We start from the raw sequence: 13,895 nt of genomic DNA on the forward strand, positions 1-13,895 counted from the left end.
GGTATGCAATCGGGCGTCCTTATCGTAGGCGCCGGGCCGACCGGTCTCACGTTGGCGAACCTGCTTGGCCAGGCAGGCATCAGCACCATCGTGCTCGACCGCAAGGCCAGCACCGTGGCCGAACCCCGCGCCGTATCCATTGATGACGAGTCGCTGCGCACCATGCAGGCCATCGGCCTGGATCAGAATGTGCTCAAGGATGTGGTGGCCGGATACGGCGTCCACTACTTCAATCGCCCCGGCGGCCATTGCTTCGGCAAGGTTGAGCCTACCTCGGCGACCTACGGTTTTCCCAAGCGCAATGCGTTCCGTCAGCCGCTGTTTGAAGCGACCCTGCGCGAGGGCATGACACGCTTTCCCTCGCTGAAGGTCTGCTTCAACCACGAACTGCTGAGCTTTCGCCAGGACGACCAACGCGTTGTCGCGCTGGTCAAAAATGCCGAAGGTGAGGAAGTCGAAATCAGCGCCAGCTATCTGATCGCCTGTGACGGGGGCCGCAGCCCTGTGCGCAAGCAACTCGGTGTGTCGATGGTGGGCTCCAGCTTCCAGTCGCGCTGGCTGGTGGTGGACACCGATCAGGACGACGACCCCTTCTGGCAAACCCGGGTGTATTGCGATGCCCGCCGGCCAATCGTCGAGGTTCCAGGCCCGCACAAGACTCGGCGCTTCGAGCTGATGCTGGGGCCCGATGAAACCGACGAAGAAATGCTCGCAGAGGACAAGCTGCGCGAACTGCTACGCCCGTTCCGCGGCGACAAGCCCACTTCTATCGTGCGCAAGACGGTCTACACCTTCCACGCCCGGGTGGCGGAGCGCTGGAAATCAGGCCGGGTATTCCTTGCCGGTGATGCAGCGCACCTGACGCCGCCTTATGCCGGCCAGGGGATGAACAGCGGCATTCGTGATGCCCACAACCTGGGCTGGAAACTCATCCAGGTCATGAAAGGCGTGATGGCGCCAGAGGTCCTCGATACCTACGAAACCGAGCGCCGCACTCATGCCTGGGCGCTGATAAAGCTTGCGCTGAACCTCGGCGTTGTAATGGCCCCGTCGAGCCCGCTGCGCGCCAAGGTGATCAGCGGCCTGTTCCGGGTCATCGGCCAGGTTCCGCCGCTGCGCGACTACTTCCTGCAGATGCGCTTCAAACCCAAACCACGCTTCACCAAGGGGCTGGTGGTCGCCACCGGCATCGTGGGCCCTTACAAGACCGGCGAGATGTTTCCCCAGCCCACTTTGCTGGACGAAACCGGCAACGCGCAGAAGCTCGATGAACTGATCGGTGATGGCTTCGCCCTGATCCAGTGTGGGCGTGCCGACAGCAATGCGCTTGAGCGGCTGCAACACCCGCTGTGGGACAGCCTCGCGGCCAGGCGGATTCTCATCGAGCCGGCCGACGCACCGGCAACGGTCAAGGGAGCGGGCACCCTCAAGGTGCTGAAAGACCTGCAAAACAACTTGCCGCCCGCTTTGTTCGAGTCCCGGGCAATCATGCTGCTGCGCCCGGACCGTTACATCGCGGCGATCTTCGACTGCCACGACGAAGCCCATATCGCCCAGGCGCTCGAAGCGCTGTTCCACACCCAGCACGCCGTCCCGGTCGGCGGATTTGCCCTGGCCGCCGACGCACTCAGGTAACGCACCAAGAGGAGTTCCACCATGAACACCCTGCAAACCTCTACACCCGCCCGCCTGCTCTACCTCCACATAGGCAGTAAGGAGCCTCAGCGGCAGATCGACTTCTATCAACGCATGCTGGATTTGCAATGCGAACGCTACCCGGACGGCAGCGCCTTGCTGCTGGGCCCCAACCGCGCCGTGCAAATCAGCCCGGCCGACACCTCGGGCCTGCTGGCCGCCGCGTACCGCGTGGCAAACCCGCAGCACTTGAGCGAACTGCGCCAGCGCCTGGAGCAAAAAGGCTGCCCGGTAGAAAACGTCAGCTCCCCCCTGCTCGATGAGGGTGCCTTCAGCATCCGCGACCCTCAGGGGCGGGAAACAATCTTCGGGGTTGCCGGCACCTTGCAACACGCCGACATGCCAGGCATGCCCGGTCGCCTGCAACATGTGGTCTTCCAGACTACGGAGCTGGAGGCCATGGTGGACTTCTACGTGAACAGCGTCGGCTTCACCATCTCCGACAACGTGGTGGATCAGGAGACCGGCAAGCTGATGGTGTGCTTCCTGCGCTCGGACGACGAGCACCACACCCTGGCGTTCTTCCGTGGCTCGAACAATGAGTGGGATCACCACTGCTACGAAACCAACGAGTGGAACGATATTCGCGACTGGGGCGACCGCTTCGCCAAGGAACACATCACTATCTTCTTCGGCCCCGGCCGACATGGCCCCGGCAACAACCTGTTCTTCATGGTGGTCGACGCCGACCGTAACCGCCTGGAGTTTTCCGCCGAGCTGGAAGTTACCCCGCCTCAGCAAGCGCCGGGCCGCTGGCCGCAATGCGAGTACACCTTAAACTCATGGGGCCGCGCTTGGATTCGCAGCTGATCTCTGGATCACTCAACCGCGCTGAAGCCCAGCCCTAATTGGAGAATAACAATGACTCACCCCATGCCTGCCGCCTACGCCCTCAATGGTCATCAATACATCAATGGCACCTGGATCAGCGGAAACTCCAAGCGCACCCTGGATAACCGCAACCCCTTCACCGGCGAGCAGTTGCTGGTCATGCCCATGGCTTCGCGGGAAGACCTTGATGCAGCCTACACCGCCGCACAACGCGCCCAACAGGAATGGGCGGCCACCCCTCCGGCCCGCAAGACCGAGTTGCTCAACACGCTGGCCAGGGTAATCGAGCAACGCAGCGAGGAAATCACCGACTGGCTGATCAAGGAGTCCGGCAGCACTCGCATCAAGGCCAGCTTTGAATGCCACGGTTCATTGAATCTGGTACGTGAATGCGCGGGCATGCCCTTTCAGGTCGAAGGGCGCATTCTGACCAGCTACAAACCGGGCGAGCAGAGTTTCGTGTTCCGCGAACCGCTGGGCGTGGTCGGCGTTATCAGCCCATGGAATTTCCCGATGTACCTGAGCATGCGCTCAGTGGTTCCGGCCATTGCCCTGGGTAACACCGTCGTCCTCAAACCGGCCAGCGACACCGCCGTGACCGGCGGCCTGCTGCTCGCCCATCTGTTCGAGGAAGCGGGTTTCCCGCCTGGCGTACTCAACGTCGTGGTCGGCGCTGGCTCGGAAATCGGCGATGCCTTTGTCGAGCACAAGGTGCCCAGTTTCATCTCCTTCACCGGCTCGACTGATGTCGGGCGCAACGTCGGCCGAATCGCCACCGGTGGGCAGCACATCAAACGCGTAGCGCTTGAACTGGGCGGCAACAGCCCGCTGGTGGTACTGGATGACGCCGATATCGAAGTCGCTGCCCATGCAGCCGTGGTCGGCCGTTTTCTCCACCAGGGGCAGATCTGCATGAGCGTCAACCGGGTAATCGTCGACCGCAAGGTCTACGGCGATTTCGCTGCGCTGGTCACCGAGCGGGTGAAAGCGCTCAAGGTCGGCGACCCGAACCTGGCGGACACGGTCATCGGCCCGGTGATCAACCAGGCTCAGCTCGATGGTCTGCTGCGCAAGGTGGACAACGCCCATACCGCCGGTCTCAAGCAACTGGTCGGCGGCCAGCCGTCAGGGCTGGTGCTGCCGCCACACGTCTTCGGCGACGTCCCGGCGAACCAGGAACTGGCGTTGGAGGAAACCTTCGGCCCGCTGCTGCCACTGGTGGTGGCCGATAACGAACAACATGCCCTGGCACTGGCCAACGCGGGCGAGTACGGGTTGTCCAGCGCTGTCTTCACCCGCGACATGGCCCGTGGTCTGGCCTTCTCCCGACAGATTGTGGCGGGCATGACGCACATCAACGACATCACCGTCGACGATCAGCCAAACGCGCCCTTCGGTGGCGAGAAGAACTCCGGCCTGGGCCGTTTCAACGGCCATTACGCGCTGGATGAATTCACCCGCGCCCATTGGGTCACCTGGCAGCCTGGGGGACACAGTTACCCCTTCTGATCAGTAAACGCCTGCGTGAACTACGTCCGGAGCCCTGCTCCGGACGACTATAACGAGAGAACACACAATGAGCACACTGGCCTCTGTTTCCACCGATCAATTCGTCCATACGGATCGTCTGATTAAATGGCGAGAGTTCATGAGCCGCCATCTGGGCAAGACCCCGGACTATGTGCGGCGTTTGGAGACCACCCATTTTGACCCCATTCTGGATCGCCCTTTCAGTGGTCGGCTGGAGTATGGCGCGCTGGGTGATCTGAATTTTTGTCGCATGGTGTGCAGCCCCCATCGCTTCTCAAGAAGCCTGAGCAAAGCCCTCACCCCATCCGACACGTCCTGGTTACTCATCCTGCAAATGAGTGAGGTCAGCCATTTCGAGCAAGGCGGCAAAAGCTGCGCCCTGACGCCAGGGGAAATTCTGCTGCTCGATTGCGGACGGCCCTTCAATGTCACCAGCATGAAGGGGTGCGAATACCTGATGTTGCTGTGCCACGGCCTGCCCCCGAGCGTGCGTGAACGCCAGGAAATGCACCTGAACAACCGCAATGGCCTCGGCCGCATGCTTCAGCACCTGATCACCGATGCCTACGCCCAATACACCCTGATGAACGACACGACATCCGGTTTGGTCGGCCAGAGCATCCTGTCCCTGCTGAACAACTCACTGGAAAATCAGCGTCAGGAAGCGAAGCTCGAACATGACTTTCGCTACTTCAAACAGCACCGAATCAAATCGTTTATCGAGCACAACCTGGCCGAACGCGAACTCAGCATCGAGCGTATCGCCCATGCCGTGCAATGCTCCGTACGCACCCTGCATCGGGTCTTTGAAGACGATCAAAGCAGCAGCCTGAACGAATACATCTGGCAACGCCGTCTTTCCCGTTGCGCGGAAGACCTGCGAAACCCGGGGCATGCCTGTCGCTCGATCACGGACATCGCCTATGCCTGGGGCTTCAACAGCAGCTCCCACTTCAGCAAGGCGTTCAAGTCGGCCTACGGCATGTCGCCCCGGCTGTTTCGCGAAACCTCAGCGCTAGGGGCTGCGCCCTTTGCCCTAGCCGCTGCGCAGGACCCGGTTTTAGTGCGGGGCAAGGCACAAGACGTGATCCTCGCTTAACCGCTTGATGCACCTGAGCCTTCCACCCTCAGCGGCGTCCCGTCCCGAACGCACCTCCGGGCTCAAGCCTCCGGTCTGGCGAAACGCTTGCGAAAGGTCGTTGGCGAAACCCCGATGCGCTGGCGAAACAGCCGGCGCAAGGAGTTACTGTCCTCGTAGCCGACCTGACGGGTGATGGCGTCGAAACCCAGCCGTGTGGTTTCCAGCAAGTGTTTGGTTTTTTCCAGGCGCAGCGCCTGCAGGTAGGCCAATGGGCTGTAGCCGGTGGCTTCCTTGAAACGGCGTTTGAAATTGCGCACCCCGAAGCCGAAGCGCTCGGCCAGCTCATCAATCAGCAGCGCCTGATCGAAGCACGTGTCCATCCAGTCCTGCACCCGCAGAATCGCTTCATCGCCATGATTTCTCGGCATCGACCACAGCACATAGACCGACTGTTCTGTGCGCACGCTGTCGATCAGCAGGTAGCGGCTGCAGTGCCGAGCCAGCTCAAGCGAGGCGAAACGGCGGATCACATGCAACAGCAGATCCATCGCTGCGCTGGCACCACCGCTGCTGATCAGGCGGGTGTCTTCACAGAGAATGCGCCCTGCGTCCACGTGAACCCTTGGGTAGCGTCGGCGCAACAAGTCGGCGAAGGCCCAATGAGTGGTGGCCTCAACGCCGTCGAGCAAGCCCGCCTCGGCCAGCATGAAAGTGGCCGTGCACATGGCGGCAATCACCGCGCCCTGCTCATGCTGCCGTTTCAGCCAGGGGCCGTATTGCGCGAGCTGCGGCAGGACATCGCGCAGGCTGAAGAGAAAACCGGGGATCAGCACCAGATCAGTCCGCTCAATGTCGGCGAGCGACCCATCCACCTCCAGGCCTCGCCCTCCAGGGCTGCGCACCGCACTACCGTCGAGCGAGGCAACCGTCACTTCGAACACGGGCCTTGCAGGCGCCGCAAAGTGATTGGCCGCGTCGAACACCTCGAGTGCCAGGGTGGCGCTGGCCAGGGAGCATTGGTCAGCGAGCAGCAGCGTCACATGCATGATGGGCTCACTTGCATTAATCGCATGGAATAAGTCATTTCTGCATCTATCCTACGCCATCCTTTGTGCCTAAAGTTACCGCCACTCATTCACGCAGGTGCTTGCTCCATGAACCTCTGGTTTCGCCTTCTCCTGATGCTGCTACGCCGTCCCTGGCGTCGCGAGAGCCATGGTCTGGACAGCACCGTCGTGCGCCTGCGCGTGTGGCCGCTGGACCTGGACTTTAATCGGCATGTCACCAACGGCCGCTATTTCACCCTGGCGGATGTCGGGCGCATGGATTACGTGCTGCGCAGCGGCGCATTTCGGGTCGCTCTACGCCACCGGGCACTGCCCATCGTCGGCGATGTGTGGGGCAAGTTCCGCCGCGAGTTGAGGCTGTTCGAGCGCTTCGAGGTCCACACGCGCCTGCTGGGTTGGGATGACAAGTGGAGTTTTATCGAGCACCGCTTTATGAAAGCCGACCGAGTGATCGGCGTGGTCATCATGCGCGGTCTGTTTCGCGGCCCGAAGGGCAACGTGATGCCAGCCGAATTCGTCCGCGAGATGGGCCTGGACGAGCAGTCGCCACCGCTGCCCTCCTGGCTGGCCGAGTGGTCAGCCAGTTGTGACGGTCTTAGCGCCCGGTTGCGTGATGAAGAACAGGCTGCGTCCGAAAGCCAGCCCGGCCTGATGGCCGAATAGTGCGGTGGACAATGCAGTGAGCCGTAAACCTCTGCCAATGACGCTGTTCTGCGAAAACCTCAGTTTTCTGGAATGGATGCAAGGGGTAACCAGACGCAGACTTCAAACCCATCCTGTCGACCCGTTGCAGGGGACAACAACTTCATTTGGCCGTTGACCCCCTGCACGATGGTTTTGGTAATCGCCAGGCCCAGTCCTGAACCGCTGATGTCACTGTGACCGCGCACAAAGCGCTCGGTCAGGTGCTGCAACACCGCGTCAGGCACTGTCGACCCGCCATTGACGACCCGCAACAGTGCCTGTCCGGTGAGGCTGACTTCGACCGGTTGATCCGTTGCGCCGTACTTCAGCGCATTCTCAATCAGGTTACGCAACAGAATGCCGAAGGCGTCCGGGTCAATGGTCGAGTACACATTGGCCTGGCTTGGCAGTTGTAAATCAATACGCTGCCCGCTGCGTTGGCTCCACTCGTCCACCCCATGGGCCAGCAACGGAATCAGGTCCTGGGGCGTTTCTGACAACAGCCCACCGCCCTCGGCTTTGGCCAGCTGCATGAGCTTTTCCGACAGCCGCGCCAGCTCGCGCAGCGAGTTTTCGATTTTCGCCGCACGCACTCGCAACGGACCTTCGGGCGCCTCGTGGCGCAGCCGCTGGATCTGCGCCAGGGTCGCTGCCAGGGGCGTGCGCAGTTCGTGTGCGCTGTTGGCGGTAAAGCTTCGCTCGGCGTCAAGGGCTTTGCGCAAGCGCTCCAGCAGGTGGTTGACCGCCTCGGCCAACGGATCGATTTCGGCGGGCAGGTGCGCCACCTTGATCGGCGACAGATCTCCCACACCCCGCACCTCGACAGCACGACCGTAAGCCAACACGCTGCGCAGGCTGATACGCACAAACAACCAGGTGCCGAGCAAACTGACGGGAATCAGCGCCAACAACGGCAATAACAAGGCGAACAAGGCTTCCCGCGCGGCTTCACGACGATGATCCAGCGGCTCGGCGATTTCGATGAACAGCGTCTCGCGTAACGCACTGGCGCCGTACAAGCGATACTTTGCAGAGGTGGAAAAACCTTCACTCGGGTGTTGGCTGAAGATTTTCGGATTGGCGTCGTGGGACTGCATCAGGATCGTGCCCTTGGCATCGCGCACCACGTACGTCAGGTACTCCTTGTGCATTTTCAGGGTAGCAACGTGTTGTGTCTCGCCGGGTTCCTCCCGGTTGCTGATTTCCAGTACGGCCAAAGGCAGGATGCGTTGCGCAGTCTCTTCAAGCGCGCTGTCGAATGCTTCATTCAGCTCATGCTGGACCACCCGCCAGCCTCCGACCGTCGCTCCCAGCCACAATAAGGTCATGCCCAGGGTCAACCCCAGGCCGAGACGTTTTTGCAGGCTTGAAGACGGCCTCATACCGACATCAACCGATAACCCATGCCGCGCACGGTCTCGATCAGGTCGCGCCCCAGCTTTTTACGCAGACGACTGATGTACACCTCAATGGTGTTGCTCTCGATTTCGGCTCCGAACGCGTATAACCGCTCTTCGAGCTGCGATTTCGACAGCAGCGCGCCGGGCCGCTGAACAAAGGCTTCGAACAGCGCCCATTCGCGGGCTGTCAGGTCCACGGTGATGCCGGCACGCTGTACCGTGCGGGCGCTCATGTCGACCTGCAACTCGCCGAGCTTGATCTGCGGGTTGGGGTTGCCGCTGTAACGGCGGGCCACTGCGGCCACACGCGCCGAAAGCTCAAACAGGTCGAAGGGTTTGACCAGGTAATCGTCGGCGCCGGCATTGAGGCCCGCGATGCGATTGGAGATCTGATCCTGGGCGGTCAGGATGATCACGGGCGTCACGGATCCCGCTGAGCGCTGCTGGCGCAAGAAGTCCAGACCGCGACCGTCCGGTAGCATCAAGTCAAGCAGGATCAGGTCGTAGGGTGTGGTGCGCACACTGTTGCGCGCATGCCCCAGGTTCTGCACCCAATCCACGGCGTGGCCGTCATCGGCGATCTGCTCACGCACGGCCTCCCCCAGCCCGGTTGCATCCTCGACCAATAAAACCCGCATCCGGCACCTCCTGTGGTGGTTCTCGTACAGCACCTTAATCGCCTCACCTGACGACAACCTGAAGATTCAGGTGGCTGTCAGGAATGCACCTCACGATAGGCCACAGATGCCACCCCCCACAGGAGACAGATCATGAAATCGGGCTTTATTGCCAGTGCCGCGTTGTTGAGCCTGCTGCTGGGCGGTTACGCCCTGGCCGATGACGATTGCAGTGACCCGGTGAGCGACTGGCAGCCGCGCGACACCTTGCGTCAGAAGGTCGAGCAGCAATACGGCTGGAGCGTGCAACGCATCAAGGTCGATGACGGCTGTTACGAGCTCAAGGCTCTGGACCGCAAAGGCAATGCCATCGAAGCCAGTTACTCACCGGCCTCGCTGCGCCTGCACACCTTGCAGATTCGATTCCGCGACGGTGGCGACGCCGCCGATTACCTTGCTCGCCCACTCACCGAATGACGCCTCACCTGTCCATGAGTTTTTCCTGCCCTTCAGGTTGTTGTCAGCAAGCAGGCCCAAGCTCTCACTTACCGATCAAAAGGACACCCCCATGAAAAACATTATCGCAGCAACCTGTCTCGCCGGTGCCATTGCCCTGCCAGGGCTCGCTCAGGCGCGTGAAGTGACCTTGACCACCCAACTCAAGAACTACGGTGGCAACGAAGCGTCCCTGGCGATCTATGTCACCGACGCCAGCGGCCAGTATCAGAAAACCCTCTGGGTGGCGGGCAAGAAGGCCAAATACTACAAGCACCTGGGCGATTGGGCCCGTGGTAGCGGGCTGAAACCGAGCGAGTTTGACGGGGTCAGCGGCGCGAGTGTCGGCAGCGGTCGCACGCTCAAAGTCAGTGTCGAGCTGGCGGACACCCTGATCGATGCCGGGTATCAGATCCGTATCGACAGCGCCGTCGAGGACAAACGTGACGCCCGTGCCGATGTCACTGTACCCCTGACGTCCAAGGGTGCAGGCCAACCAGCAACCGGCACTGTCTACGTCGACACCTTTAGATACGACCTGTAGCACCTGGTAACTCTGGAGGCTGAACATGCTTCGCCAATTCCATTCACTGCCCGGTCTGATTGCTTCCATGCTGGTCATGTTGTTAGCCATCAGCGGTGCGATCCTGTCGGTTGACCCAGTCCTTGAGCGCCTGCAAAGCGGGCCCGTCACCGCCGGGCAACTCAACGTCGGCCAAGTAGCCGGGCGTGTGGCCAATCACTTCTCGGGCGTCGAGCAGATTCAGCGCACGGCGTCCGGCACCGTCATCGTCTACTACAACCAGAACGGTCAGGCCGGCGCCGAAAAGGTTGACCCACTGACCGGCCAAGGCCTCGCACCTTACGCGCCATCGGCGTTCTCACGCTGGGTGAAAGACCTGCACCGGTCGCTGTTCCTTGGCACAACGGGCCACGGGGTGGCAGGGGCTGGCGCGTTGTTTATGTTGGTACTGTGCGTGTCCGGCGCGCTGTTACTGGCCCGGCGCCTGGGCGGCTGGCGCAATCTGCTGCTGCCACTGCGGGGCACCTTCAGCCAGCGCTGGCACGCGGAAATCGGTCGCTTGGCTGTGCTCGGGTTGCTGTTATCTGCGTTGACCGGGCTCTACATGTCCGCCACTACGTTTGGCCTGATCGCCGACGGCACTCAAAGTGAACCTGCCTTCCCTGCCCACATCAGCGTCGGCCCCGGCTTGCCCGTTGCCGATCTGCAAGCCTTGCAGGCCACGGACCTGAGTGACCTGCGCGAGCTGGTTTACCCGAGTCCCGGCAACCCACAGGACGTGTTTTCCTTGCGCACGGCCCAGGGCGATGGCTACGTGGACCCGGTCAGTGGTGCGTTGCTGTCCTATCAGCCACAGGATTCGATGCGCGACGCCTACGAATGGGTCTACCGGTTGCACACCGGCGAAGGCCTCTGGTGGCTGGGCCTGGCGCTCGGCGTGTGCGGCCTCTGCGTGCCCTTGATGAGCGTCACTGGCATCCTGCTGTGGTGGCACCGCCGCTCCGCCGCACCGAAGATCCGCCACAACAGCCCCGCCCGGTCTGCCGACAGCCTTATTCTTGTGGGCAGTGAAAACAACAGCACCTGGACCTTTGCCAACACCTTGCATGACGCCTTGCACAAGGCCGGTCATCAGGTGCACAGCGCGGCCATGAATGAATGGTCGGGGGATTACCCCAACGCCAGGCGCGTATTTATCCTTACGGCCACGCAGGGTGACGGCGATGCACCCGCTTCGGCTTCCAGGTTCCTGACGCGATTGTCCAGGTTCGGTCTGAAACCCGGACAGCCATTTGCCGTACTGGGCTTTGGCGACCGGCAGTTTCCGCAGTTCTGTCAGTTCGCCCATCAGGTGTAGAGCGCCCTGTCACGGGCCGGAGGCTCACCGATACTGGAGCTGGAAACCATCAACCGCCAGTCCCCTCAGGCGTTCGCTCGTTGGGGTGACGCATTGGGCGAAGTGCTGGGACACGACCTGAAGCTGGTACACGTCACCAGGCAGCCGTCTACCCATCGGTTGGCGCTCAGCGAGCGCATCATCTACGGTAACCAGGTGAATGCACCGACCCACGTTTTGCGGTTCAAAGCCGCAGGTACGCTGCCATTTTTTGAGGCCGGCGACCTGGTGGGGATTGTGCCGCCGGGCAGCCCTGTGCCGCGTTTTTACTCACTGGCCAGCGGTTCGCAGGACGGCATGCTGGAGATCTGTGTACGCAAACACGAAAGCGGTGTGTGTTCGCCATTCCTTCATGGCCTGAGCATTGGCGCGCAGATCGAAGCCTTTATTCAGCCTAATCCGCAATTTCGCCCGGCGTCGGGCGCGCACCCGGTGATATTGATTGGCGCGGGCACCGGCATCGGCCCACTGGCCGGGTTTATCCGCAACAACAAGGCTCATCACCCGATGCACCTCTATTGGGGCGGACGCAACCCTGACTCGGATTTCCTCTATGAAACGGAGCTCGGCCAGTACCTGGCGGATCGACGACTCACCGCACTGCACGCCGCCTTCTCTCAGGTTCAGGACCGCAGCTACGTCCAGGACCGGCTCATCAACGACGCGCAGGCCTTGCGCAGGTTGATTGAAAAACGCGCCCAGATCCTGGTGTGTGGCAGTCGCGAAATGGCCAAGGGCGTCATGCTGGCCCTGGATGAAGTGCTTATCCCTCTGAACCTAAACGTGCGGACCCTCAAGGTCCAGGGACGCTACCGTGAAGATGTCTACTGAGCTGCAACGCTACAGCCTGAACGGTGAAACCATGGGCACCCGCTACACGGCCCTGTTCTTCGCCGCAGCCGGGATCGATATCGAAGAAATCAGCCAGAGCCTGGCATGCACCGTGGGTCAGGTGGATCAGCAAATGTCGAACTGGAAACCCGATTCCGACCTCAACCGCCTTAACATGGCGCCAGAACAGGAATGGCTTTCAGTGCCCAAGGCATTGATCACGGTATTGTCCGCCGCGATACGAGTAAGTCAGCAATCCAGCGGAGCCTTCGACATCGCCACCGGTGACCTGGTGGACGCCTGGGGTTTCGGACCCGGCGGACAGTCGATCACCAAAGGGGAGCCTGGCACCCTGCCACCACGCGCCCGGTTGTCCGCCAGTGCAGCGTTGGTGGTGGATCCGAAACGCAATCAGGTGCGTAAACGCGCGCCATTGAGCCTCAACCTGAACGGGATCGCCAAGGGGTTCGGCGTCGACGAACTGGCCCGCTGCCTGGACGGTTTCGGCATCACACGCTATCTGGTCGGCATCGACGGCGAGATGCGCGCCCGTGGTATTAAACCGGATGCTCAACCCTGGGTGGTGGCCCTGGAAAAACCCTGCCGTGGCACACGTGAAGTCATGGGTGTGATGGAACTCAGCGATGCCGCCATCGCCACGTCTGGCGACTATCGACACTGGGTCCATGTGGAGGGGCAGTCGTATGCCCACACCATGGACCCGGCCACCGGCGCACCGCTGCGTAACGCGCTCGCCGCCGTGACGGTCGTGGCGGCCTCATGCATGCTCGCCGACGCCTGGGCCACCGCACTGATGGTCCTGGGCGAAACCGAAGGCCCGCGCCTGGCACAGGAGCGCGGCATGGACGCGTTATTCGTGGTGCGCAACGGTGACCAGCTCAATGAACTGTCCATTGTAGGCGGCCAGTTGCAGGCGCACATTGAAATGCATTGATGTCGCTTGTCTGCAACCTGACCTTTTGAAACGCCAATCACAGTGAGTCTCGTCAAACAATGAAATTCATGCACAGGCACACCGAATCTCACCGAAGCGATCGAATCGGCTGGCTGCGCGCCGCCGTGCTGGGGGCCAACGACGGAATTGTCTCTACCGCAAGCCTGCTGGTCGGCGTCGCGGTGGCTAATGCCAGCCACGCCACCTTGCTGGTCACCGGAATGGCAGGATTGATGGCCGGCGCCATGTCCATGGCCGCAGGCGAGTACATTTCCGTTCACTCCCAGGCGGATACCGAGCAGGCCGATCTGTCCCGGGAACGGGCAGAACTGGCAAGCGACCCGAAAGCCGAACACGTTGAGCTCACCGACATCTACATCAACCGGGGTGTCTCACCGGACCTGGCGCGCCAGGTCGCCGACCAATTGATGGCCCACGACGCGCTGGGCTCACACGCCAGGGAGGAACTGGGCATCAGCGACACGTTCACCGCCAAACCTCTGCAGGCCGCTTGGGCCTCGGCCGCCAGTTTTGTGGCGGGCGCCGCATTGCCGTTGGCGGTGACGGCAGTCGCACCGGAGCACAGTGTGATCGCCTGGATATCGGGCATGTCATTGGTATTCCTTGGATCACTGGGCGCCGTTGCCGCCAAAGTCGGCGGGGCCAAGGTCATCACCGGCGTCTGGCGAGTAACCTTCTGGGGCGCGCTGGCCATGGGGGTCACCGCGCTGGTCGGCCATTTGTTTGGCGCGGTGGTCTAGTTCCTCGACTGTTGGTGGCCAGGTTCGCG

Annotated in this window: 12 protein-coding genes and 1 pseudogene; 10 read left to right on the top strand and 3 right to left on the bottom strand. The window is 61.6% G+C overall.

All coding sequences use genetic code 11. From position 1 onward, the window contains the following. The first annotated feature begins 3 nt into the window (after nt 1–3). The 4 genes from ACP7B0_RS03565 to ACP7B0_RS03580 all read left to right on the top strand — a co-directional run bounded on the left by ACP7B0_RS03565 (nt 4) and on the right by ACP7B0_RS03580 (nt 5,155). On the top strand, nt 4–1,635 hold the full coding sequence (locus ACP7B0_RS03565) for a bifunctional 3-(3-hydroxy-phenyl)propionate/3-hydroxycinnamic acid hydroxylase (protein WP_426140054.1): 1,632 nt from the start codon (nt 4–6) through the stop codon (nt 1,633–1,635). 21 nt (nt 1,636–1,656) lie between these two features. After that, on the top strand, nt 1,657–2,505 hold the full coding sequence (locus ACP7B0_RS03570; protein ID WP_426139531.1) for a VOC family protein: 849 nt from the start codon (nt 1,657–1,659) through the stop codon (nt 2,503–2,505). A gap of 51 nt (nt 2,506–2,556) precedes the next feature. Beyond that, nucleotides 2,557–4,035, top strand: coding sequence for an aldehyde dehydrogenase family protein (locus tag ACP7B0_RS03575; protein WP_426139532.1), 1,479 nt, complete (start codon nt 2,557–2,559; stop codon nt 4,033–4,035). 67 nt (nt 4,036–4,102) lie between these two features. Continuing rightward, the gene (locus ACP7B0_RS03580) at nt 4,103–5,155 is read left to right on the top strand and encodes a helix-turn-helix domain-containing protein (protein WP_426139533.1); all 1,053 of its coding nucleotides are present in this window, start codon (nt 4,103–4,105) and stop codon (nt 5,153–5,155) included. A 62-nt stretch (nt 5,156–5,217) separates the two neighbouring features. Here ACP7B0_RS03580 and ACP7B0_RS03585 read toward each other — a convergent pair whose 3' ends face one another. Continuing rightward, nucleotides 5,218–6,183 carry a GlxA family transcriptional regulator gene (locus tag ACP7B0_RS03585; RefSeq protein WP_426139534.1) on the bottom strand — a complete coding sequence of 322 codons (966 nt, stop codon included), beginning with the start codon at nt 6,181–6,183 and terminating at the stop codon, nt 5,218–5,220. 108 nt (nt 6,184–6,291) lie between these two features. On the opposite strand from ACP7B0_RS03585, the gene ACP7B0_RS03590 reads away from it, so the two are divergent. Further along, nucleotides 6,292–6,867 carry a thioesterase family protein gene (locus ACP7B0_RS03590; protein ID WP_426139535.1) on the top strand — a complete coding sequence of 192 codons (576 nt, stop codon included), beginning with the start codon at nt 6,292–6,294 and terminating at the stop codon, nt 6,865–6,867. 59 nt (nt 6,868–6,926) lie between these two features. On the opposite strand, the gene ACP7B0_RS03595 is transcribed toward ACP7B0_RS03590, so the two are convergent. Then, nucleotides 6,927–8,270 (bottom strand): sensor histidine kinase, encoded by a 1,344-nt coding sequence (locus ACP7B0_RS03595; RefSeq protein ID WP_426139536.1) that lies wholly within the window; start codon nt 8,268–8,270, stop codon nt 6,927–6,929. Continuing rightward, nucleotides 8,267–8,926, bottom strand: a complete 660-nt coding sequence (locus ACP7B0_RS03600; RefSeq protein ID WP_426139537.1) for a response regulator transcription factor — start codon at nt 8,924–8,926, stop codon at nt 8,267–8,269. Before ACP7B0_RS03600 ends, ACP7B0_RS03595 begins: the two co-directional genes overlap by 4 nt. Before the next feature lie 132 nt (nt 8,927–9,058). Here ACP7B0_RS03600 and ACP7B0_RS03605 point away from each other — a divergent pair, with 132 nt between their 5' ends. The 5 genes and pseudogenes from ACP7B0_RS03605 (at nt 9,059) to ACP7B0_RS03625 (ending at nt 13,866) form a co-directional block, all read left to right on the top strand. Beyond that, on the top strand, nt 9,059–9,382 hold the full coding sequence (locus ACP7B0_RS03605; RefSeq protein WP_426139538.1) for a PepSY domain-containing protein: 324 nt from the start codon (nt 9,059–9,061) through the stop codon (nt 9,380–9,382). Between the two features lie 91 nt (nt 9,383–9,473). Then, on the top strand, nt 9,474–9,944 hold the full coding sequence (locus ACP7B0_RS03610) for a DUF2271 domain-containing protein (protein WP_426139539.1): 471 nt from the start codon (nt 9,474–9,476) through the stop codon (nt 9,942–9,944). A 25-nt stretch (nt 9,945–9,969) separates the two neighbouring features. Further along, nucleotides 9,970–12,150 (top strand): annotated as a pseudogene (locus tag ACP7B0_RS03615) (PepSY domain-containing protein). Next, the gene (locus tag ACP7B0_RS03620) at nt 12,140–13,105 is read left to right on the top strand and encodes an FAD:protein FMN transferase (protein ID WP_426140055.1); all 966 of its coding nucleotides are present in this window, start codon (nt 12,140–12,142) and stop codon (nt 13,103–13,105) included. Before ACP7B0_RS03615 ends, ACP7B0_RS03620 begins: the two are co-directional and overlap by 11 nt. Nucleotides 13,106–13,164: 59 nt before the next feature. Then, nucleotides 13,165–13,866, top strand: a complete 702-nt coding sequence (locus tag ACP7B0_RS03625; protein WP_426139540.1) for a VIT1/CCC1 transporter family protein — start codon at nt 13,165–13,167, stop codon at nt 13,864–13,866. Nucleotides 13,867–13,895 lie beyond the last annotated feature (29 nt).

This window comes from Pseudomonas sp. DWP3-1-2 (assembly GCF_049896285.1).
In the GTDB taxonomy this organism is placed as follows: Bacteria; Pseudomonadota; Gammaproteobacteria; order Pseudomonadales; family Pseudomonadaceae; genus Aquipseudomonas.